The sequence below is a fragment of the Bradyrhizobium sp. SHOUNA76 genome (assembly GCF_023006445.1).
Lineage (GTDB): Bacteria > Pseudomonadota > Alphaproteobacteria > Rhizobiales > Xanthobacteraceae > Bradyrhizobium.
Genome location: NZ_JALBHA010000069.1, coordinates 1 through 18838 on the forward strand (window position 1 = coordinate 1; position 18838 = coordinate 18838).

The 18838-nt window shown below is 63.6% G+C and carries 19 protein-coding genes; 11 read left to right on the plus strand and 8 right to left on the minus strand.

Going from position 1 to position 18838, the window contains the following annotated elements; all coding sequences use genetic code 11:
• From MOV74_RS11240 to MOV74_RS11250, 3 genes are all read left to right on the plus strand, one after another.
• A partial coding sequence (locus MOV74_RS11240; protein ID WP_404979135.1) for a TerC family protein occupies positions 1 to 393 on the plus strand: 393 nt, incomplete at its 5' end.
• A gap of 33 nt (positions 394 to 426) precedes the next feature.
• Positions 427 to 1008 (plus strand): TIGR00645 family protein, encoded by a 582-nt coding sequence (locus MOV74_RS11245; RefSeq protein WP_246921503.1) that lies wholly within the window; start codon positions 427 to 429, stop codon positions 1006 to 1008.
• Between the two features lie 201 nt (positions 1009 to 1209).
• Positions 1210 to 1473, plus strand: coding sequence for a hypothetical protein (locus tag MOV74_RS11250; RefSeq protein WP_246921506.1), 264 nt, complete (start codon positions 1210 to 1212; stop codon positions 1471 to 1473).
• A 639-nt stretch (positions 1474 to 2112) separates the two neighbouring features.
• Here the strand turns inward: MOV74_RS11250 and MOV74_RS11255 are convergent.
• Positions 2113 to 3009: an alpha/beta fold hydrolase gene (locus MOV74_RS11255; protein ID WP_246921508.1), complete on the minus strand. Its 897-nt coding sequence runs from the start codon at positions 3007 to 3009 to the stop codon at positions 2113 to 2115.
• A gap of 180 nt (positions 3010 to 3189) precedes the next feature.
• Between MOV74_RS11255 and MOV74_RS11260 the strand changes: the two genes are divergently transcribed.
• Genes MOV74_RS11260 through MOV74_RS11270 form a run of 3 tightly spaced genes read left to right on the plus strand, consistent with a single transcriptional unit; the run spans position 3190 to position 6728 of the window.
• Positions 3190 to 4578 carry a class II 3-deoxy-7-phosphoheptulonate synthase gene (locus tag MOV74_RS11260; RefSeq protein WP_246921511.1) on the plus strand — a complete coding sequence of 463 codons (1389 nt, stop codon included), beginning with the start codon at positions 3190 to 3192 and terminating at the stop codon, positions 4576 to 4578.
• 4 nt (positions 4579 to 4582) lie between these two features.
• Positions 4583 to 4936, plus strand: coding sequence for a diacylglycerol kinase (locus MOV74_RS11265; RefSeq protein WP_246921514.1), 354 nt, complete (start codon positions 4583 to 4585; stop codon positions 4934 to 4936).
• A 34-nt stretch (positions 4937 to 4970) separates the two neighbouring features.
• Entirely contained in the window at positions 4971 to 6728 is a 1758-nt protein-coding gene (locus MOV74_RS11270; protein WP_246921517.1) for an NAD+ synthase, read from the plus strand.
• Positions 6729 to 6944: 216 nt separating this feature from the next.
• Here MOV74_RS11270 and MOV74_RS11275 read toward each other — a convergent pair whose 3' ends face one another.
• From MOV74_RS11275 to MOV74_RS11295, 5 genes are all read right to left on the minus strand, one after another.
• A complete protein-coding gene (locus MOV74_RS11275; RefSeq protein ID WP_246921519.1) occupies positions 6945 to 7337 on the minus strand; it encodes a cytochrome C oxidase subunit IV family protein in 393 nt (130 codons plus the stop codon).
• A gap of 8 nt (positions 7338 to 7345) precedes the next feature.
• Positions 7346 to 8068, minus strand: coding sequence for a heme-copper oxidase subunit III family protein (locus MOV74_RS11280; protein WP_246921521.1), 723 nt, complete (start codon positions 8066 to 8068; stop codon positions 7346 to 7348).
• Between the two features lie 14 nt (positions 8069 to 8082).
• Entirely contained in the window at positions 8083 to 8787 is a 705-nt protein-coding gene (locus tag MOV74_RS11285; RefSeq protein ID WP_246921523.1) for a cytochrome c oxidase subunit 3, read from the minus strand.
• Positions 8784 to 10562 (minus strand): cbb3-type cytochrome c oxidase subunit I, encoded by a 1779-nt coding sequence (locus MOV74_RS11290; RefSeq protein WP_246921525.1) that lies wholly within the window; start codon positions 10560 to 10562, stop codon positions 8784 to 8786. Before MOV74_RS11290 ends, MOV74_RS11285 begins: the two co-directional genes overlap by 4 nt.
• A gap of 74 nt (positions 10563 to 10636) precedes the next feature.
• Positions 10637 to 11470 carry a cytochrome c oxidase subunit II gene (locus tag MOV74_RS11295; protein WP_246921527.1) on the minus strand — a complete coding sequence of 278 codons (834 nt, stop codon included), beginning with the start codon at positions 11468 to 11470 and terminating at the stop codon, positions 10637 to 10639.
• Between the two features lie 551 nt (positions 11471 to 12021).
• Here MOV74_RS11295 and MOV74_RS11300 point away from each other — a divergent pair.
• Positions 12022 to 12930 (plus strand): DUF2189 domain-containing protein, encoded by a 909-nt coding sequence (locus MOV74_RS11300; protein ID WP_246921529.1) that lies wholly within the window; start codon positions 12022 to 12024, stop codon positions 12928 to 12930.
• A gap of 55 nt (positions 12931 to 12985) precedes the next feature.
• On the opposite strand, the gene MOV74_RS11305 is transcribed toward MOV74_RS11300, so the two are convergent.
• Both MOV74_RS11305 and MOV74_RS11310 read right to left on the minus strand, forming a co-directional pair.
• Positions 12986 to 14173: a DUF2865 domain-containing protein gene (locus tag MOV74_RS11305; protein WP_246921532.1), complete on the minus strand. Its 1188-nt coding sequence runs from the start codon at positions 14171 to 14173 to the stop codon at positions 12986 to 12988.
• Positions 14174 to 14305: 132 nt separating this feature from the next.
• Positions 14306 to 14611, minus strand: coding sequence for a hypothetical protein (locus tag MOV74_RS11310; protein WP_246921534.1), 306 nt, complete (start codon positions 14609 to 14611; stop codon positions 14306 to 14308).
• A gap of 287 nt (positions 14612 to 14898) precedes the next feature.
• Between MOV74_RS11310 and cysS the strand changes: the two genes are divergently transcribed.
• From cysS to MOV74_RS11330, 4 genes are all read left to right on the plus strand, one after another.
• Positions 14899 to 16281 carry a cysteine--tRNA ligase gene (cysS, locus tag MOV74_RS11315; RefSeq protein ID WP_246921537.1) on the plus strand — a complete coding sequence of 461 codons (1383 nt, stop codon included), beginning with the start codon at positions 14899 to 14901 and terminating at the stop codon, positions 16279 to 16281.
• A 115-nt stretch (positions 16282 to 16396) separates the two neighbouring features.
• Positions 16397 to 16888: a GNAT family N-acetyltransferase gene (locus MOV74_RS11320; RefSeq protein ID WP_246921540.1), complete on the plus strand. Its 492-nt coding sequence runs from the start codon at positions 16397 to 16399 to the stop codon at positions 16886 to 16888.
• Positions 16885 to 18483 carry a citramalate synthase gene (gene cimA / locus MOV74_RS11325; protein WP_246921543.1) on the plus strand — a complete coding sequence of 533 codons (1599 nt, stop codon included), beginning with the start codon at positions 16885 to 16887 and terminating at the stop codon, positions 18481 to 18483. Before MOV74_RS11320 ends, cimA begins: the two co-directional genes overlap by 4 nt.
• Positions 18484 to 18604: 121 nt before the next feature.
• Positions 18605 to 18838, plus strand: a 234-nt coding sequence (locus MOV74_RS11330) for a VOC family protein (RefSeq protein ID WP_369010470.1), incomplete at its 3' end; no start/stop codon positions are given.

Genomic DNA, 18838 nt, shown 5'->3' on the forward strand with positions numbered 1-18838 from the left:
CTCTGGGTGTGCTGGAAGATGTGGCGCGAGCTGCGCGAGCAGGCGGCGCATTCGCGGCAACTCGCGTTCAGCCATGGCGGCGGCGCGGATGCCGCGCCCGTGAAGCAAAAGACCTTCGGCCAGGCCGCGGTTCAGATCGTCGCTGCCGACGTCTCGATGTCGCTCGACAACGTGCTTGCGGTTGCGGGCGCCGCGCGCGAGCATCCCTACATCCTCGCCTTCGGCCTGTTGCTGTCGGTCGCCATGATGGGCGTCGCCGCCGATCTGCTCGGCCGCGTGCTCCAGAAGCAGCGCTGGATCGCGTATGTCGGTCTCGCCATTATCATTTACGTCGCGTTCGAGATGATCTATCGGGGCTCGCTGGAACTCGCTCCCGTCATCGCGAGTCTCTGACGCGACAATTCCTTCCGCAATCCGGAGTGATTCATGACGTCCGAACCCAAAGCACCTTCGGCGAAGGCCGTGCCGCCACGGCTCGGCCTGTTCGCCCAGCTCATCTTTGGCTCGCGCTGGCTGCAGGTGCCGCTCTATGTCGGCCTGATCGTCGCGCAAGCCGTCTATGTGCTGCTGTTTCTGAAAGAGCTCTGGCACCTGGTTGCGCACTCGTTCGACGCCAGCGAGCAGCAGATCATGCTGGTCGTGCTCGGGCTGATCGACGTCGTCATGATCTCGAACCTTCTGATCATGGTGATCGTCGGCGGCTATGAGACCTTCGTTTCGCGACTGAACCTGAGCGGCCATCCCGACGAGCCGGAATGGCTCAGCCACGTCAATGCCAGCGTGCTCAAGATCAAGCTTGCGATGGCGATCATCGGCATTTCCTCGATCTCGCTGCTCAGGACGTTCATCGAGGCCGGCAATCTCGGCACCACGCGCAGCAATTTCACCGAGACCGGGGTGATGTGGCAGGTGCTGATCCACATGACCTTCATCATCTCGGCAATCGGCATCGCCTGGGTCGACCGCCTCAGCGACGGCGGCCACCGCAAGGGGGCCGGCCACGGCTAATGAATCTGGCCGTTTGAGACCTCCCGAGCGGCCAAGCCTGGGGCCCCGCCTGATCCGTTCAGGCGGGCTCTCTTTTCGAGATCGATAAAATTGTCTGCAATCCGCTCAGTGGCGGCAAACCCTGCGGACAAGAACTGCCCGGCGTTAAACCGGGACTTTGGAACCGGCGTGCATCCTCCCTCAAAAGGGTGGGGCATCAAAATGTCTGTTCTCAAGGAGGTCGTCGCTGCGGTCGCGGGAGTCTACGCGCTCCTGTTCGTCTGCGACGCATTGTTCGGCGTCGGCGAGGTACGGTTCGACGACAACTACTACCGCGCCAGCTTCTACGCGCCGCGGCCGAAGGAATTCCGCTTCGCAGACGGGACCTCGCCGGCCGCACGGGTCAGCGATGCGTTTGCGCGGTTCTCGGCGGGCGAGGCCAAGCCGAACAAGCGTTACTCGTCGCTGACGACGATCATCCGTTAATTCAAGCCCCCGGGCCGGCGTTCATCCTGGGTACAAGGCCTTGTGTTGCCCGACGGGCAAAACACGCGACCAGTAGGTCAACGCGCGCGGCGGAAAATATTCCACTTTACCGAAATTCGGAATTGACGTATGTGTCGCCGCAATCCGGCCCAACGAAGAGGGGCGTATCGCGATCGTCACGAAACGCGGGCCGGGCGGCGGTGGACGCAGGTGACATCGGCGCGAAGGGTTTTGCGGGGCGGGCAACCGTGAGCAAGGTCGTCGCGCACACGACCGGTGTGATCGGCGTACGGCAAAATCGTGTGGTCCTGGCGCCCGGGGTCTGTGCGCCAAGCGTTGCGGTGATGTGGACTGCCCAACCGGGCACACGCATCAGCCATCCGCAAGGCGACGGGGGCAATAGTGCAACGCTCCCCGGGGAGAGCGCGACATAAGCCGTCAAACCACTGCGCAGGGAAGGCCGGGATGTCTCCGGTTGCCCTGTTCTCCGCTATGCAGAAGCACACGCAATCTGCTCTTGGCATGGCGGTCCACGGGAGCCAACCGGCTCCCGGCCTTCCCTGCGCCCTCTTTCAATTGAGGGCAAGGCAACGAAGCAAAGCTCGGGCGAAATGAGCCGCGAGGATGCGAAGGTGTGTCTTAGTCCCCCTGAATCCATTCCGCCACGCCGCGCCACAGCGTGTCGCGGTGGTCGGGGCGGAAGAAGCCGAAATGGCCGATCGTCTTGGCGCCGACGTCGGACGGCTTGACGTTGAGCACCTCCGGCTTGATCGCAGTGAACCCGCTCGCGAGCAGCTCGACCGCCGGTCGCGTTGCCCAGGGATCGTCGGAAAAGCACAGCGCCCGCAACTCGCCCTTGAACTTGGCGAAATTATCCAGCGCCGGCAGCTTTGAATCGAAGAGATAGCGGGGATTCGAGACCCACTCGGCCCATTGCAGGAAGACGCCCTTGGGCAGATCCTCGCCGACGCCGGCCCAGCCCGGCGCATAACCGAGCGCGTGGGCCAGCGGCACGCCGACAAAATTCATGAAGGCGAAGACGCGGTATTTTTCCGGCGAGGTCATCAGCCGCCAGGTTGCGGCCTGCGAGGCAACGAACGCGGCGCGTGAGACGTCCGTGTTGTTCGCGATCAGCCCCAGCGCCTGGCCGCCGAAGGAATGGCCGACATAGGCCAGCGGCAGACCGTGATACCGCTCCCGCATCCAGCGCACCGCCGCGGTGACGTCGAGCGCGGCCCAGTCCGACATCGAGGCCTTGAAGCCGACCAGTGATTTCGGCTGGTTGTAGCCGACCATCGCCGGCAGCCGGGAATCGCCGATGCCGCGATAATCGTAGGTCAGGACCGCGCAACCGCGATGGGCGAGATAGGAGGCAAAGCCGCGATAGATCTTGCGCGGGACCGCGGTGGCCGAATTGATCAGCACGGCGTGGCGCTTGGCGCCGCGCGGCAGGAACAGGGTGCCGGTCAGCGCATACCCGTCGGTCGCCGGGAAGCTGATCTCGTCGATGAAAACGTCGTCCAGTGCCGCGTCCATGGGCGCAAGGTTATCCTGCCAGTTTCCTCGCCCGCCCAGCAAATGCGAATTTGGCTTTCCCCGCAAGGGTTTGCAGTGCCAAATGGATTTACAACTGGCGGGGCGGGGCCAGCCTGTGTATAAGGCGGCCCTCGCAACCCACAGATCAGGTTGCACTTTTCGCTTCACGGAGAGATTGCGATGTCCGAGCGGTGGACGCCCGAGTCCTGGCGCAGCAAGCCGGTGCTACAGGTGCCCGACTATCCCGACGCCAAGGCCCTCAACGACGTCGAGGCGCAGCTGGCGACCTTTCCGCCGCTGGTGTTCGCGGGCGAGGCGCGCAATCTGAAGAAGGCTTTGGGCCGCGTTGCGGCGGGCGAAGCCTTCCTGCTCCAGGGCGGCGACTGCGCCGAGAGCTTTGCCGAGCACGGCGCCAACAACATCCGCGATTTCTTCCGCGTGCTGCTGCAGATGGCGGTGGTGCTGACCTATGCCGGCGCGGTGCCGGTGGTGAAGGTCGGCCGCATCGCCGGCCAGTTCGCAAAGCCGCGGTCGTCCTCGACCGAGAAGGTTGATGGCGTCGAGCTGCCGAGCTATCGCGGCGACATCGTCAACGACATCGCCTTCACCAAGGAAGCGCGCGTGCCGGATCCGCAACGCCAGCTGATGGCTTATCGCCAGTCGGCCGCGACGTTGAACCTGCTCCGCGCCTTCGCCACCGGCGGCTACGCCAACCTCGGCAGCGTGCATCAATGGATGCTCGGCTTCCTCAAGGATTCACCGCAGTCCCGCCGCTACAAGGAGCTGGCCGACCGCATCTCGGACGCGCTCAATTTCATGCGCGCCTGTGGCCTCGATCTCGAGGCTCATCCCGAGCTGCGCGCCACCGATTTCTACACCAGCCACGAGGCGCTGCTGCTCGGCTACGAGCAAGCCATGACCCGTGTCGATTCCACCACCGGCGACTGGTACGCGACCTCGGGCCACATGATCTGGATCGGCGACCGCACCCGCCAGCTCGATCACGGCCACATCGAGTATTTCCGCGGCATCAAGAATCCGATCGGGCTGAAGTGCGGCCCGTCGCTCAAGCCGGACGAACTGCTCAAGCTGATCGACGTGCTCAACCCCGACAATGAGCCGGGCCGGCTGACGCTGATCGGCCGCTTCGGCTCGGACAAGGTCGGCGAGCATCTGCCGAACATGGTCCGCGCCGTGAAGCGCGAGGGCCGGGTGGTGGTCTGGTCCTGCGATCCCATGCACGGCAACACCATCACCTCGACGTCGGGCTACAAGACGCGGCCGTTCGACCGCATCCTGTCCGAAGTGAAGTCGTTCTTCGCGATCCATGCCGCCGAAGGCACCCACGCCGGCGGCGTGCATCTGGAGATGACCGGCCAGGACGTCACCGAATGCCTCGGCGGCGCCCGCGCGATCACGGACGAGGACCTCAACGACCGCTACCACACGGTCTGCGATCCCCGTCTCAATGCCGAGCAATCCATCGACATGGCTTTCCTGGTCGCGGAGCTCCTCAAGCAGGAGCGCGCCGGCAAGCCCAAGCCGATGCCGGTCGCAGCGGGGCTCTAAGACCTTGCTGCGGATATGGAAGGCCACGATCAATTCCCGTAACGGTCTGGCCTTTGCGTTTCGGTCGGAGCAGGCCGTCCGCGAGGAGATCTTTGCGCTCCTGCTGTCGGTGCCGCTCGCCTGGTTCGTCGGCGCGACCGCAATGCGGGCGGTCGAGCTGGTCTGTGCCGTCGCCTTCGTGCTGACGGTCGAGCTGCTCAACACCGCGATTGAAAAACTCGCCGACCGCCTGACCATGGACCACGACAAGCAGATCGGCTGGGTCAAGGACATGGGCTCGGCGGCCGTCGGCGTGGCGCTGTTGATGGCCGGCGCGTTCTGGATCATCGCCATTATCGAGCGGCTGGGGTTCCTCTAGCCTGGGTTTCCTCTAGCTTGGGGATCGGAGCGCCATGGCCGAACGTCTCAACGCATTCGCGGTCACGCTCGCCCAGCTCAATCCGACCCTGGGCGACATCGAGGGCAATGCTGCCAGGGCACGCTCGGCGCGCGCGCGAGCTATCGCCGACGGCGCCGACCTCGTGCTGTTTCCGGAATTGTACATCGCCGGCTATCCACCGGAAGACCTCGTGCAGAAGCCGGCTTTCCAGGCTGCCTGCCGCGCCGCGATCGAAGCGCTGGCGCGCGAGACTGCCGATGGCGGCCCGGCGATGCTGGTCGGCACCCCCTGGGTCGAGGATGGCAAGCTCTACAATGCCTGCGCACTGCTCGACGGCGGCCGTATCGCGAGCTTGCGCTTCAAATGCAATCTGCCGAACTACGGCGTGTTCGACGAGAAGCGGCTGTTTTCACGCGGCCCTGCCGCGGGTCCCGTGACCGTGCGCGGCGTGCGCATCGGCGTGCCGATCTGCGAGGACATCTGGCTGGAGGAGTCCGAAGACTACGAGAACGTGGTCGAGACGCTGGCCGAGACCGGCGCCGAGATCATTCTGGTCCCGAACAGCTCTCCTTACGCCCGCGACAAGAACGATGTGCGCTTGTCCGTCGCCGTGGCACGCGTGACCGAGAGTGGGCTTCCGCTGGTCTATCTCAACCAGGTCTGCGGCCAGGACGAGCTGGTATTTGACGGCGCCTCCTTCGCGCTCAACGGCGACCTCTCGCTGGCGGCGCAACTGCCGGCATTTGAAGAGAGCATCGTCACATTGCGTTTTACCCGGAACGGCGACGATTGGCGCTGCGCGGGGCCGATTGCGGAGCAGGTCGAGGGCGACAAGGCCGATTACGCCGCATGCGTGCTGGGCTTGCGCGACTATGTCGCCAAGAACGGCTTTCCCGGCGTGCTGCTCGGCATCTCCGGCGGAATCGATTCCGCACTGTGCGCGGCGATCGCGGTCGATGCGCTCGGCGCCGATCAGGTGCACGGCGTGATGCTGCCTTATCGCTACACAGCAGCACACTCGATCGCGGACGCCGGCGAGCTCGCCGGCCATCTCGGCATCCGTTACGAGGTCTTGCCGATCGCGGAAGCCGTGACCGGCTTTGAAACCATCCTCTCAGGCCTCTTCAAGAATCTGCCGCCTGATATCACCGAGGAAAACCTCCAGGCCCGCACCCGCGGCACGCTGCTGATGGCGATCTCCAACAAGACCGGCCTGATGGTGGTGACGACAGGCAACAAGTCGGAAATGTCGGTCGGCTACGCCACGCTCTATGGCGACATGAATGGCGGCTTCAACCCGATCAAGGATATCTACAAGACGCAGGTTTTTCGGCTGGCGAGCTTGCGCAACGGCTGGAAGCCCGACGGCGCGCTCGGGCCTGCCGGCGAGGTGATCCCGCCCGACATCATCACGCGGCCGCCGAGCGCGGAGCTGCGCGAAAACCAAACCGACCAGGAATCGTTGCCGCCTTACGAGGTGCTCGATGCCATCCTGGAGCGTCTTGTCGAGCGCGAGCAGCCGCTGGATCAAATCATTGCCGCCGGCTTCGATCGCGAGACAGTCACCCGCATCGACCATCTGCTCAACGTCGCCGAATACAAGCGCCGCCAGGCGGCGCCCGGCGTGAAGGTGACACCCCGGAATTTCGGCCGCGACCGCCGCTATCCCATCACCAACCGCTTTCGCGACAAGGGCGAGGGGCTAGCCGCGCCGGACGAGACGCTGGTCTCGCGCGGAAGCGGGGCGTCAATCGACGCGTTCGAGGGGTGAGAGGCGGCTGAGAGCTGGTTGGGCAGGCCGTCGCGCCGCTCATGATGCCGTCATCATCCGCGAAGGCGGATGATCCAGGACTCCGCGGCGGATATCGTGAAAGCCAACTGCCGCCGCGGAGTACTGGATGTCGCGCCGGAGTCGGTCATCGGGCTCGCCGAAGGCGAGACCCGGTGGCGGGCATGACAGTGGAGCGAGGCGCCGGCTCGCGTACAGCTACGTCGGGGCTGCGAAGAACAGCACCCGAAGAAAGTGCGTGTACTCGGATTCGAGCACCATGATGGTCACAAACACAAGCACTGCGATCGGAGGCAGCAGGATGGCATAGGCGAGAGCCAGCCGCTCCCAGGCCATGTGCATGAAGACGGCGACGATCAGGCCTGCCTTCAACATCATGAACAACAGGATCAGTGACCACCTGAGATAGCCTTGCAGGCCAAAGTAGTCGACGAGGTAGGAGCAAGTGCTGAGGACAAACAGCCAGCCCCAGACCACGAGGTAGAGCTTGATCGGGTGTTGTTGCCCCTTAGCGTGCACAGCTCCTGTTGCGACTGCGCCGTGCGCCGCAGCGTGGAGCGGGCCTTCCATGTGTATAGCTGCGTTTGTCATGCCCGACCTCACCAAAGATAGAACAATGCAAAGATGAACACCCACACGAGGTCGACGAAGTGCCAGTACAGCCCGGTGATCTCGACGATCTCATAATAGCCCTTGCGGCTCGTGAAAAAGCCGCGCCTTTCGACATCGAAGTCTCCCCGCCAGACCTTTCGCGCGATCGCGATGAGGAAGATCACACCGATCGTCACATGGGTCCCGTGGAAGCCGGTGATCATGAAAAAGCTTGAACCGAACTGCGCTGCGCCCCACGGATTGCCCCAGGGACGCACGCCCTCCATGATCAGCTTGGTCCATTCGAAGGCCTGCATTCCGACGAAGGTTGCGCCGAATGCCGCTGTGACCAGCATCAGGATTGCGGTTCTGACGCGATCACGGCGGTAGCCGAAATTGACGGCCATCGCCATCGTGCCGCTGCTACTGATCAGGATGAAGGTCATGATGGCGATCAGGATCAGTGGAACGTGCTTGCCGGCGATGGTGAGGGCGAAGACTTCGCTCGGATTGGGCCACGGCACGGTCGTCGACATGCGCGCCGTCATGTAGGAGAGCAGGAAGCAACTGAAGATGAAGGTGTCGCTGAGGAGGAAGATCCACATCATGGCCTTGCCCCAGGACACGTTCTTGAAGGCGCGCTGATCGGACGCCCAGTCGGCGGCGATGCCGCGCCAGCCTTCAAGCCGTGCAGGCGATTGGCCCGAACTTGTCAGTGCAGTCTCTGCCATCTGGTCTCGCCTCCCTAGCTCAGCAATTGGCGACAGATGTTGACGAAATCGTCGGTCCATCCCGTCAGAAGACCGAGCAGGACGAGCCAGACGAGCAGTAGGAAGTGCCAGTAGATGGTGCACAGTTCCACGCCCAAGCGCATGTCGGAGATCTCGGTGCCGCGCCACACCTTGGCCGAGGTTCGCCCGAGGGCTACAAGGCCCCCCGTCAGATGCAGCCCGTGTATCGCGGTCAACAGGTAAAAGAAGGAATTGGCCGGATTGGACGCCACGAAATATCCGGCCGCGTTGAGCTGATGCCAGGCCAGGAGCTGTCCGGCGAGGAAGATCACGGCAGACGCTCCGCCCGCGATCAGGCCGATCATGACACCTTCAGCATCGCGGCGGCGCGCGGCCACGTACGACCATTGCAGCGCGACGCTGCTCAGGACCAGGACGCCCGTGTTGAGCCATAGCAGCCGCGGCACCGGCAGCGCCCGCCAGTCCACCACGTTCATACGCATCGAGTACGCGCTGATGAAGAGGACGAACAAGGCGCTCGCGACGGCGAGAAACACGCCAAGTCCGATCTTCGCCGCCGGCCATGTCATGGCATCGCCGCCGGGGAATTGACCGACCGGGCCTTCCTCCAGCCACGGCTTGGCCGTGAGCCGCTGCTGCGACAGCCACCATCCGGCGATGGCCGCGATCAAAGCCAGGAACAAGATGACGGCGCTCACGAAGCAGCTCCCTCAACGACCTGTGTCGCGCGCGGCGGCTGGTTCTGCGGAATGAAGTCCTCTTCGGCGCCGGGTACGCTGTAGTCATAGGCCCAGCGGTAGACGACCGGGAGCTCCTTGCCCCAGTTGCCGTGCCCGGGGGGCGTCTCCGGCGTCTGCCACTCCAGCGTTGTCGCCCGCCACGGATTGCCGCCTGAGGCCTCGCCCTTGAACAGGCTCCAGACCAGATTGAACAGGAACACCATTTGGCTGAAGCCGACGGTCAAGGCCACCACGGAGATGAAGGCGTTCAGTGAATGGGCCGAAGGCGGGATGAATGCGGCGTCGCCGAGGTCGAAATACCGGCGCGGAACCCCGAGCAGTCCAAGATAGTGCATGGGGAAGAAGATCAGGTAGGCGCCGAGGAAGGTGACCCAGAAGTGAAATTTGCCGAGGGCGTCGTTCAGCATCCGCCCTGTGACCTTGGGGTACCAATGATAGATCGCGCCGAGCACGACCATGATCGGCGCCACGCCCATCACCATGTGGAAATGAGCAACCACGAACATGGTATCCGAGAGGGGCACGTCGACGACGACGTTGCCGAGGAAGAGGCCGGTCAGCCCACCATTTACGAAGGTGATGATGAAGCCGAGGGCGAATAGCATAGGCACCCTGAGATGAATATCGCCGCGCCACAGGGTCAGCACCCAGTTGTAGACCTTGATCGCGGTGGGGATGGCGATGATGAGCGTCGTGGTGGCGAAGAAGTACCCGAACTGCGGGAACATGCCGCTCACATACATGTGGTGCGCCCATACGATGAAGCTGAGCGCGCCGATGGCCACGATCGCCCAGACCATCATGCGGTAACCAAAGATGTTCTTGCGCGCGTGCGTGCTGATCAGATCGGAGACGATGCCGAAGGCGGGCAGGGCGACGATGTAGACTTCGGGGTGGCCGAAGAACCAGAACAGGTGCTGGAACAGCAGCGGGCTGCCGCCACCATATTTCGAGAGCGTGCCCATCTCGACGAGCGAGGGCATGAAGAAGCTGGTTCCCAAGAGACGGTCAAGCAGCAGCATGACCGAGGCAACGAAGAGTGCAGGGAATGCCAGCAACGCCATGACGGTGGCCGTCAAAATGCCCCACACCGTCAGGGGCAAGCGCATCAGGGTCATTCCGCGTGTGCGCGCCTGCAGCACCGTCACCACGTAGTTCAGTCCGCCCATGGTGAATCCGATGATGAACAGGATCAGGGACGACATCATGAGAATGATGCCCCAATCCTGCCCGGGCGTTCCGGAGAGGATCGCCTGCGGCGGGTACAGCGTCCAACCGGCACCGGTGGGGCCGCCGGGCACGAAGAATGTCGAGGCAAGCACCAGGACCGCGAGCAGGTAAACCCAGTAGCTCAGCATGTTCACATAGGGGAAGACCATGTCCCGGGCGCCGACCATGAGGGGGATCAGGTAGTTGCCGAAGCCGCCGAGGAACAACGCGGTGAGCAGGTAGATCACCATGATCATGCCGTGCATGGTGATGAACTGGAGGTACTGGTTGGCATCGATGAAGGAGAAGGTGCCGGGGAATCCCAGTTGCAGTCGCATCAGCCAGGACAGCACCAAGGCCACCAGCCCGATGGCCGAGGCTGTCAGCGAGTACTGAATCGCGATGACCTTGGCGTCCTGCGAGAACATATACCGTGTCCACCAGCTCCTCGGATGATAGAGCTCGACATCGGGGACTTCGGCAGGCGGAATGCCTGCGATCCTGTCATATGGAATATCGACCATAGAAAACCTCCTTGGTCGTTTCGATCGGGGGCGAGGCGTTGGCCTCAAGCACTCGATCTATCTTCGCGGCGGCACTACTTGTCGCCGGATCGATATCTCGCCTTCACGACGGCGCTTCCCGGCGACAACTTTGCAAACGTCTTCTGTTGTTCCAGCCAAGCGTGATATTCGCGCTCTTCGTCGACGATGACCTTGGCCCGCATCTGATAGTGAGCAGCGCCACAAAGCTCCGCACAGAGAACGTCGAACGTTCCGGTCCGGATTGGCGTTATCCAGAAATAGGTCACCATGCCGGGAACCATGTCCATCTTGGCCCGGAATTCGGGCACGTAGAAATCGTGCAGGACATCAACCGAGCGGAGAAGAACCTTGACCGGCTTTCCCACCTGAAGGTGCAGATCGCCGTTCTCGATCACGACGTCGTCCTGCGCATGCGGATCGTCGCGATTGAGTCCCATCGGATTGTCGGAAGCGATGTTGCGGACATCGGATGTACCCAACCGCCCATCCTTGCCCGGGAGGCGGAAGCTCCATTGCCATTGCTGGCCCATGACCTCGGCCTCGGTGGCATCCGCGGGCACGGTCACGAACTGGTGCCAGACCACGAGGCCAGGCGCCAGCATGGCCGCGACGCCGACGCCGGTCCCGACGCTCAGCCACCATTCGAGCCTTTTGTTTTCCGGATTGTAGTCAGCCCGTCTTCCCTCTTTGTGGTGAAAGCGGAGGACGCAATAGGCCATGAACGCGATGACCGCCACGAAAACGAAGCCCGTGATCCAGAACGTGATGTTGATGGTGTGGTCGATATAGGCCCAGTTCGTGGCGATCGGCGTCCACCACCACGGGCTGTAGATGTGAAACAGCACCGAGCCGATCGCGACCAGAAGCAGTATCAATGCGACAGCCATCCTGATCCATCCTTGCCATCGAAGGCTGCGGATACGAATCCAGGGCGGAGCTCACGTCTGTCGCGATGGCTAGCTCTTCTTTGTTGGCATCTATGCCATCGCCGGCCTCTTGCCTCGCCCATTCCCGCGGCCGCGAATTTCAAGGAAACGGTCGCGACCACCAATCTCATCGGAGCTGAGGGCGTCTGCGTTTAAAATGATATCAGCCGACGCCGGCGTCAATAGAGCATATAGGCGTGCTGGCGTGGTGTCGGTGTTGTAGTCGCCCGGCAGGAAGGCCTGCTGCGCGCCCGAGGCGTGGCGACGTCTCAGGTGACGCAACCCGTGAAAATGTGTGCAGATGCACAATTCACCTAAGCTTGAGTGCGGCCGGGCTCGATGCGCGCTAAACTCGCCAGGCAGGTCGCGACGGGTTCCGTCCGGCCAGGCTCGTTTCGCTGAACCTGAGTTGCCGTACTCGACCCATCGCGTTTCTCGCTCGTGAAGCGGACACGCGTAGCTGGAAAGCGCGTGTCGTCGCCATCGCGATTTTCAGCACGGGAGGTGCGTTCATGGCCACTCTGTACTCCCACGGCATGATAAGGCGGCACGTATTCGGCGAAGCGGCCTCTTATCCCATTCGCAAGATCGGTTTGTCCGACCTAACCGGCGCGCTACGCCTGGGTTGGGAGGACTTCCAGGCAATGCCAAGTCACGCGCTCGTCGTGTGCGTGATTTATCCCGTCCTCGGCCTCGTCCTGTTCAGGGCGGTCCTCGGCTATTCGGTGCTGCCGCTATTGTTTCCGCTGGCCGCCGGATTTGCCTTGATCGGTCCCTTTGCCGCGATCGGTCTCTACGAACTCAGCCGCCGCCGCGAGCGCGGCGAGGAGGCCGATGCATGGGACGCGGTCAAGGTGCTGCGCGCACCATCGTTCGGCGCCATGCTCGAGCTCGGCGTGCTCCTGCTCGTGCTGTTCGGGGCCTGGATCGGCGTCGCGAACGCAATCTACGTGACCATCTTCGGTCACGCGCCGGCTGCAAGCATTCCCGACTTCGCAGCGCGCGTGCTGACGACACCGGAAGGTTGGTCGCTCATCATCGTCGGTTGTGGTGTGGGCTTCCTGTTTGCGGTGGTCGCCCTGTGCATCAGCGTCGTGTCGTTTCCGTTGATGCTCGACCGGCATGCGACGGCGATCGATGCGATCCGCACGTCGCTCCGGGCGGTGGCGGCTAATCCGGTTGCGATGGCCGGGTGGGGCCTCATCGTGGCGGCGCTCCTCGTGATCGGCTCGCTACCGCTCTTCGTGGGTCTCGCTGTCGTTCTACCGGTGCTTGGTCATGCCACCTGGCACCTCTATCGGAGGGTGGTCGAGCCGAACCCAAATCCACCGGTCGAACCGCCACCGCCCCCGAAGGGAAGGCGCTACGCAGCGGACTTTCCGGCCAATCTCTTCCCGTGGAGCCGCGAACGGGAGCAGTGACAGCGAAACGGCCGCGCGTGGCGGCCGCATTCATGAGACATGAAAGAAGAACGACCTACTTCTGCTGCTGCGGCAGGAACGTCGGCCCGACCGAGCGGATCGGCTTGTTCTCCGAGCTCGTCGCAGCCGTGCCGGTGTCCGCCGGCGGTGTAGGAGCCGGCGCGGTGGCTGTCGTCGGCGCCGAGGCTGCACCCTTCTTGCCATTGGCGGCAGGCGTGCCCTTGTTGAGCCGCTGCTGCTGCATCTTCTTGGCGCTCTCCTCGGTGACGATGATGTCGCCCTGCTGTTCGGCTGTCGCCTTGTCGTCGGCCGATTTCAGCGCGTCCGCCCAGGTCTGTCCTGCGGCCTTGCAGGAGCAGGACGGGTTGAACTCGCTACGGAATTTGAAAGCAGTCGGCAGCGCCGTGTAGGGCTGGCCGCCGATCGAGACCGCGGAGTTCATGTCTTCGCCGGGATTGCGATGGGTGTAGAGCACGGCTTCCGCGGCCGGGCACAGCGCCTTGCAGGTCCTCTCGTCGTCGGGGAAGCGCGCCGGCACCGTCGCAAACGAGACCGGGAAATAAGCACCGTCGCAGGTGCGCACGCACACGGTACGGTAGGTGCCGGATTGCGGCCCGAGATCGGATGGCGGCACGGCTTGCGGATTGCCCGCGTTGTTGCCACCGAACAGATTGCTCAGGAAGTTGCCCCCGCCTTGCGACTGCGCGGCGTTGGCGTATTGCGGGCCGCAATTGTTCTGCGCCAGCGCCGCAAGCACCGAGCGGCGCTGGTTGTCGCGCTCGGGGCTGAAGCCGCCGCCGCCGCGCAGGCGCTCGAGATTGCCCGTGATCTGGTCCAGATTGGCGCGCATCTGCTGGATCTGGGTGTTGACCGGGCCGCATTGGGCCGACTGGCCGTTGAACAGCGAGAAGAAGCCGGAGGAATCGCAGCCCATGCGCTTGGCCTGCATGGTGACGCGGTCAAGCTCGGCCTGCTGCTTGGCCTGGGAATCCTGGTAACGGCGGATCTGCTCCTCGCGCGCGGGGTCACCACCGCCGCCACGGTCCAGTGCCGCGAGCTGGCCCTCCAGTCGCACGCACATCGGATTGGGTCCTAGCCCGTTCTGGCCGGGCTGAGGCGGCGGTCCGGGCGGGCCGGCCTGCGCGAAAGCGCCGGTGGCGAGCACGACGGTGCTCAAAAGCACGGTGCAGGCAAGGAGGAAGCGGGCACGGGACAGGGACAAAAATTCAGGCATATCCGCCATTCTAGCGAGGTCACGGCCCGGCATGACTTTGAAGGGCCGAAGCGCGCCCTCCCATAGCCGCTTCCTGCGGCATCGTCACGTCGTTTCGGGCGCCAAAGCACCGGGCCTAAGCTACGCCAGCTCCGAGCGAATTCAGCGCTGGCAGGTGATTGCGACATATTCGTCGCAACGGCCATGGGAGCAATTTGTGCCGGATTTGGGGACAGAGCCGGTAATTTCGTCGGGATCGACCCGGCGATAGCTTGATGCCAGGGCAAAATCTCGTGACTGGCAATAGGTGCGGGCGGCGGAGGCGCCGCATTTGTCGCTTTTAGCCAGGCACTGGTCGATGCCGTAGCCGTCTGCCTGGTTGGCGATGATGAAGACGCGGCTCTCGGCGAAGGCGCTGGAGGCCGCAAAGATGAGGGCGCCGGAAATGAGCGCGGGCAAGAATCGCATGAAAAAGCACCGGGGGCAAAAAGGGGAACCGCCGGTTCCAAAATGGGCTCAAATGGTTAGGGGATCATGAACCATCGTGGCGGGCAGCGCGCTTTGGGAGATAAAACGGCATTTTGCGGCTCTCTTGACGCGGGGGCGCCTCATAGCCCATATGTTCCGCATGAACGGTCTCCTCGCCATTTGCGCCATTTGCCGCGAGATTACGAGCTAGCGATTCGCTGGCTGGAGCCGTCTTTTCTCAAAACATTGAGAGCCTCGGACGCCCGGCCGCAAGGGATGGGTTTGTCATGGAATTGCGTCTTCACGATACGCTGAGCCGGGAAAAGCGGCCCTTTGTGCCGCTCGATGCCAAGAACGTCCGCATGTATGTCTGCGGACCGACCGTCTATGACTTCGCCCATATTGGCAATGCGCGGCCGGTGATCGTGTTCGACGTGCTGTTTCGGTTGCTGCGCCATCTCTATGGCGATGCGCGCGTCAAATATGTCCGCAACATCACCGACGTCGACGACAAGATCAACGATCGTGCCGCGCGCGATTTTCCCGGCCTGCCGCTGAACGAGGCGATCCGCAAGGTCACCGAGCAAACGGGAAAGCAGTTTCACGCCGATGTCGACGCACTCGGCGCACTGCGGCCGAGCGTCGAGCCGCGTGCGACCGAGCATATCGGCGAGATGCGCGAGATCATCGAACGGCTGGTCAAGGCCGGCTTTGCCTATGTTGCCGAGGATCACGTGCTGTTCTCGCCGCAGGCGATGAACGCCGACAATACCGGGTTGCCACGCTACGGCGCATTGTCCAATCGCTCGCTCGACGAGATGGTTGCGGGCGCCCGCGTCGATGTCGCGCCCTACAAGAAGGGCAACACCGATTTCGTGCTGTGGAAGCCGTCCAAGCCGGGCGAGCCGTCATGGCCGTCGCCGGCGGGCATCAAGGCTGAGGGGCGCCCCGGCTGGCACATCGAGTGCTCGGCCATGGCCTGGAAGCATCTCGGCGAGCATTTTGACATCCATGGCGGCGGCATCGATCTCGTGTTTCCGCATCACGAGAACGAGGTCGCGCAGACCTGCTGCGCCTTCCACCAGCAGCGCATGGCGAACTACTGGATGCACAACGGCTTCCTCCAGGTCGAGAGCGAGAAAATGTCGAAGAGCCTCGGCAACTTCATCACCATCCATGAGTTGCTCGCGGACTGGCCCGGCGAAGTGCTGCGCCTGAACATGCTCAAGACGCATTATCGCTCGCCGATCGACTGGACCATGAAGTCGCTGGAGGAGAGCGCCAAGACGCTCGACGACTGGTATCGCCTCGCGGCGGATGTCGAACCCGGCAGGCCGGCCGCGTCCGTTGTCGAGCCGCTGCTCGACGATCTCAACACGCCGCTGGCGATCGCGGCGCTGCACGGCATGCGAGGTGGTGATGTGGCTGCTCTGGCGGGCTCGTTGAGGCTGCTCGGCTTCCTTTCCGCGAGTGCCGGGCAGTGGGAAAGCCGCAAGCAGCAGGCGAGCGGCGTCGATGCCAAGGAAGTCGAGCGCCTGATCGCGGAGCGGACGGCTGCGCGTAGCCGCAAGGATTTTGGGGAGTCCGACCGCATCCGCGATCTGCTCGCTGCGATGGGCGTTGCGATCAAGGATTCCAAGGAAGGGACGACGTGGGAGATCGCGCGATGAAGCGGCCCGACACGCCGTTCCCGCGGCACTGGTTCTATTACATCGCGCTCAAGATCGCGCTGCTCGCGGGCGCCGTGGCGCTGGTGCTCAAGCTGTATGGGATGTGGTGAGGACGATGGGACAGACTTTGCCAGAGCCGGGCTTGCGGCCGTTCCTGCCTGATGACGTGCCGGTGCTCGCCGCGATCTTCACCGCGAGCATCGAGGAGCTGACCGGCGACGACTATAGCGAGGCGCAGCAGCAGGCCTGGATGGAGGCGGCCGAGGACGAGGAGTTCGGCAAGCGGCTCGCCTCCGACCTGACGCTGATCGCGACGCTCGACGGCTCGCCCATCGGCTTCGCCTCGCTGCGTGGCAACGACCACATCCGCATGCTCTATGTGCATCCGGCCGTCAGCGGGCAGGGCATCGCGACCATGCTGGTCGACGCGCTGGAGAAACTCGCCGGCGGCCGCGGCGCGACCAGCCTTTCTGTCGATGCCAGCGACACCGCGCAGGGCTTTTTCGCCAAGCGCGGCTACACCGCCCAGCAGCGCAACAGCGTCACCATGAACGACGAGTGGCTCGCCAACACCACGATGAAGAAGACGCTCGGAGCGGGACAATGAGCAAGGAGCGCCTTTATCTGTTCGACACCACGCTGCGCGACGGCGCGCAGACCAATGGCGTCGACTTCACGCTGACCGACAAGCAGGTCATCGCCGCGATGCTCGACGATCTCGGCATCGACTATGTCGAGGGCGGCTACCCCGGCGCCAATCCGACCGACACCGAGTTCTTCGGCAGCAAGCCGAAGCTCAATCATGCGCGCTTTACCGCCTTCGGTATGACGCGGCGAGCCGGGCGCTCGGTCTCCAACGACCCCGGTGTTGCCGGGCTCCTTGAAGCGAAGGCAGATGCGATCTGCTTCGTGGCGAAGTCCTCCGCTTATCAGGTGCGCGTGGCGCTGGAGACGACGAAGGAGGAAAATCTCGCCTCGATCCGGGACAGCGTCGCGGCCGCGAAGGCCGCCGGTCGTGAGGTCATGCTCGACTGCGAGCATTTCTTCGACGGCTACAAGGAAGATTCGAGCTTTGCGCTCGCCTGCGCCAAGGCCGCTTATGACGCCGGGGCGCGCTGGGTGGTGTTGTGCGACACCAATGGCGGCACCATGCCTGATGAGGTCGGGACCATCGTCACGGAAGTGACGAAGCACATCCCCGGCGATCACGTCGGCATCCACGCCCATAACGACACCGAGCAGGCGGTCGCCAACTCGCTCGCCGCGGTACGCGCCGGCGCGCGGCAGATCCAGGGCACGCTGAACGGTCTCGGCGAGCGCTGCGGCAACGCCAATCTCTGCTCGCTGATCCCGACGCTGAAATTGAAGAAGGACTTTGCCGACGCTTTCGAGATCGGCGTCACGGCCGAGAAGCTGGCAACCCTGGTCAAGGTCTCGCGCACGCTCGACGACATGCTCAACCGCGTGCCGAACCGGCATGCGGCTTATGTCGGCGAAAGCGCCTTCGTCACCAAGACCGGCATCCATGCTTCCGCGGTGTTGAAGGATCCGCAGACCTATGAGCACGTGCTGCCGGAGACCGTCGGCAACCATCGCAAGGTGCTGGTCTCAGACCAAGCCGGCCGTTCCAACGTCATCGCCGAGCTCGACCGTGCCGGCATCCCTTACGAGAAGAGCGATCCGAAGCTGACACGCCTCGTCGAGGAGTTGAAGGAGCGCGAGGCGCAAGGCTACGCCTATGAATCCGCCAACGCGTCGTTCGAGCTCCTGGCGCGCCGCACGCTCGGCAAGGTACCGCATTATTTCGAGGTCGAGCAGTTCGACGTCAACGTCGAGCAGCGCTACAACGCGCTCGGCGAACGCGTGACCGTGGCGCTCGCGGTGGTGAAGGTCGACGTTGCCGGCGAGCACCTGATCTCGGCCGCGGAAGGCAACGGTCCCGTCAACGCGCTCGACGTGGCACTTCGCAAGGACCTCGGCAAGTACCAGAAATACATCGAGGGCCTGAAGCTGATCGACTACCGCGTGCGTATCCTCAACGGCGGCACCGGCGCGGTCACGCGCGTCCTGATCGAGAGCGAGGACGAGAACGGCGACAGCTGGACCACGGTCGGGGTGTCCCCGAACATCATCGACGCCTCGTTCCAGGCGCTGATGGATTCGGTGATCTACAAGCTCGTGAAGTCGGGCGCGCCGGCGTAGGATCTTGGTTCGTCATTCCGGGGCGATGCGAAGCATCGAACTATGGTGCGCAGTTGCGCACCTGAGAATCTCGAGATTCCGGGTTCACGCTTCGCGTGCCCCGGAATGACTGGGAGGGGGCATGATCGACCACATCTCCGTCGGCGTCAGCGATATCGAGCGCGCCGCAAGATTCTACGAGGCCACGCTCGCGGCCCTCGGCCTCGCACGCCTCGTCACACGGCCGCGGACGGTCGGCTTCGGCAAGGCCTATCCGGAATTCTGGATCAACTTGCGCGAGGGCATGCCGCGCGTGCCGCCGGAGAGCGGCGTGCACATCTGCCTGCGGGCGAAGACGACGGCCGAGGTCGATGCG

What these genes read in the sequence shown, in the direction of transcription:
- MOV74_RS11245 (WP_246921503.1), top strand. Translation starts at nt 427, where the DNA reads ATGACGTCCGAACCCAAAGCACCTTCGGCGAAGGCCGTGCCGCCACGG.
- MOV74_RS11250 (WP_246921506.1), top strand. Translation starts at nt 1,210, where the DNA reads ATGTCTGTTCTCAAGGAGGTCGTCGCTGCGGTCGCGGGAGTCTACGCG.
- MOV74_RS11255 (WP_246921508.1), bottom strand. Translation starts at nt 3,009, where the DNA reads ATGGACGCGGCACTGGACGACGTTTTCATCGACGAGATCAGCTTCCCG.
- MOV74_RS11260 (WP_246921511.1), top strand. Translation starts at nt 3,190, where the DNA reads ATGTCCGAGCGGTGGACGCCCGAGTCCTGGCGCAGCAAGCCGGTGCTA.
- MOV74_RS11270 (WP_246921517.1), top strand. Translation starts at nt 4,971, where the DNA reads ATGGCCGAACGTCTCAACGCATTCGCGGTCACGCTCGCCCAGCTCAAT.
- MOV74_RS11275 (WP_246921519.1), bottom strand. Translation starts at nt 7,337, where the DNA reads ATGACAAACGCAGCTATACACATGGAAGGCCCGCTCCACGCTGCGGCG.
- MOV74_RS11280 (WP_246921521.1), bottom strand. Translation starts at nt 8,068, where the DNA reads ATGGCAGAGACTGCACTGACAAGTTCGGGCCAATCGCCTGCACGGCTT.
- MOV74_RS11290 (WP_246921525.1), bottom strand. Translation starts at nt 10,562, where the DNA reads ATGGTCGATATTCCATATGACAGGATCGCAGGCATTCCGCCTGCCGAA.
- MOV74_RS11295 (WP_246921527.1), bottom strand. Translation starts at nt 11,470, where the DNA reads ATGGCTGTCGCATTGATACTGCTTCTGGTCGCGATCGGCTCGGTGCTG.
- MOV74_RS11300 (WP_246921529.1), top strand. Translation starts at nt 12,022, where the DNA reads ATGGCCACTCTGTACTCCCACGGCATGATAAGGCGGCACGTATTCGGC.
- MOV74_RS11305 (WP_246921532.1), bottom strand. Translation starts at nt 14,173, where the DNA reads ATGGCGGATATGCCTGAATTTTTGTCCCTGTCCCGTGCCCGCTTCCTC.
- MOV74_RS11310 (WP_246921534.1), bottom strand. Translation starts at nt 14,611, where the DNA reads ATGCGATTCTTGCCCGCGCTCATTTCCGGCGCCCTCATCTTTGCGGCC.
- cysS (WP_246921537.1), top strand. Translation starts at nt 14,899, where the DNA reads ATGGAATTGCGTCTTCACGATACGCTGAGCCGGGAAAAGCGGCCCTTT.
- MOV74_RS11320 (WP_246921540.1), top strand. Translation starts at nt 16,397, where the DNA reads ATGGGACAGACTTTGCCAGAGCCGGGCTTGCGGCCGTTCCTGCCTGAT.
- cimA (WP_246921543.1), top strand. Translation starts at nt 16,885, where the DNA reads ATGAGCAAGGAGCGCCTTTATCTGTTCGACACCACGCTGCGCGACGGC.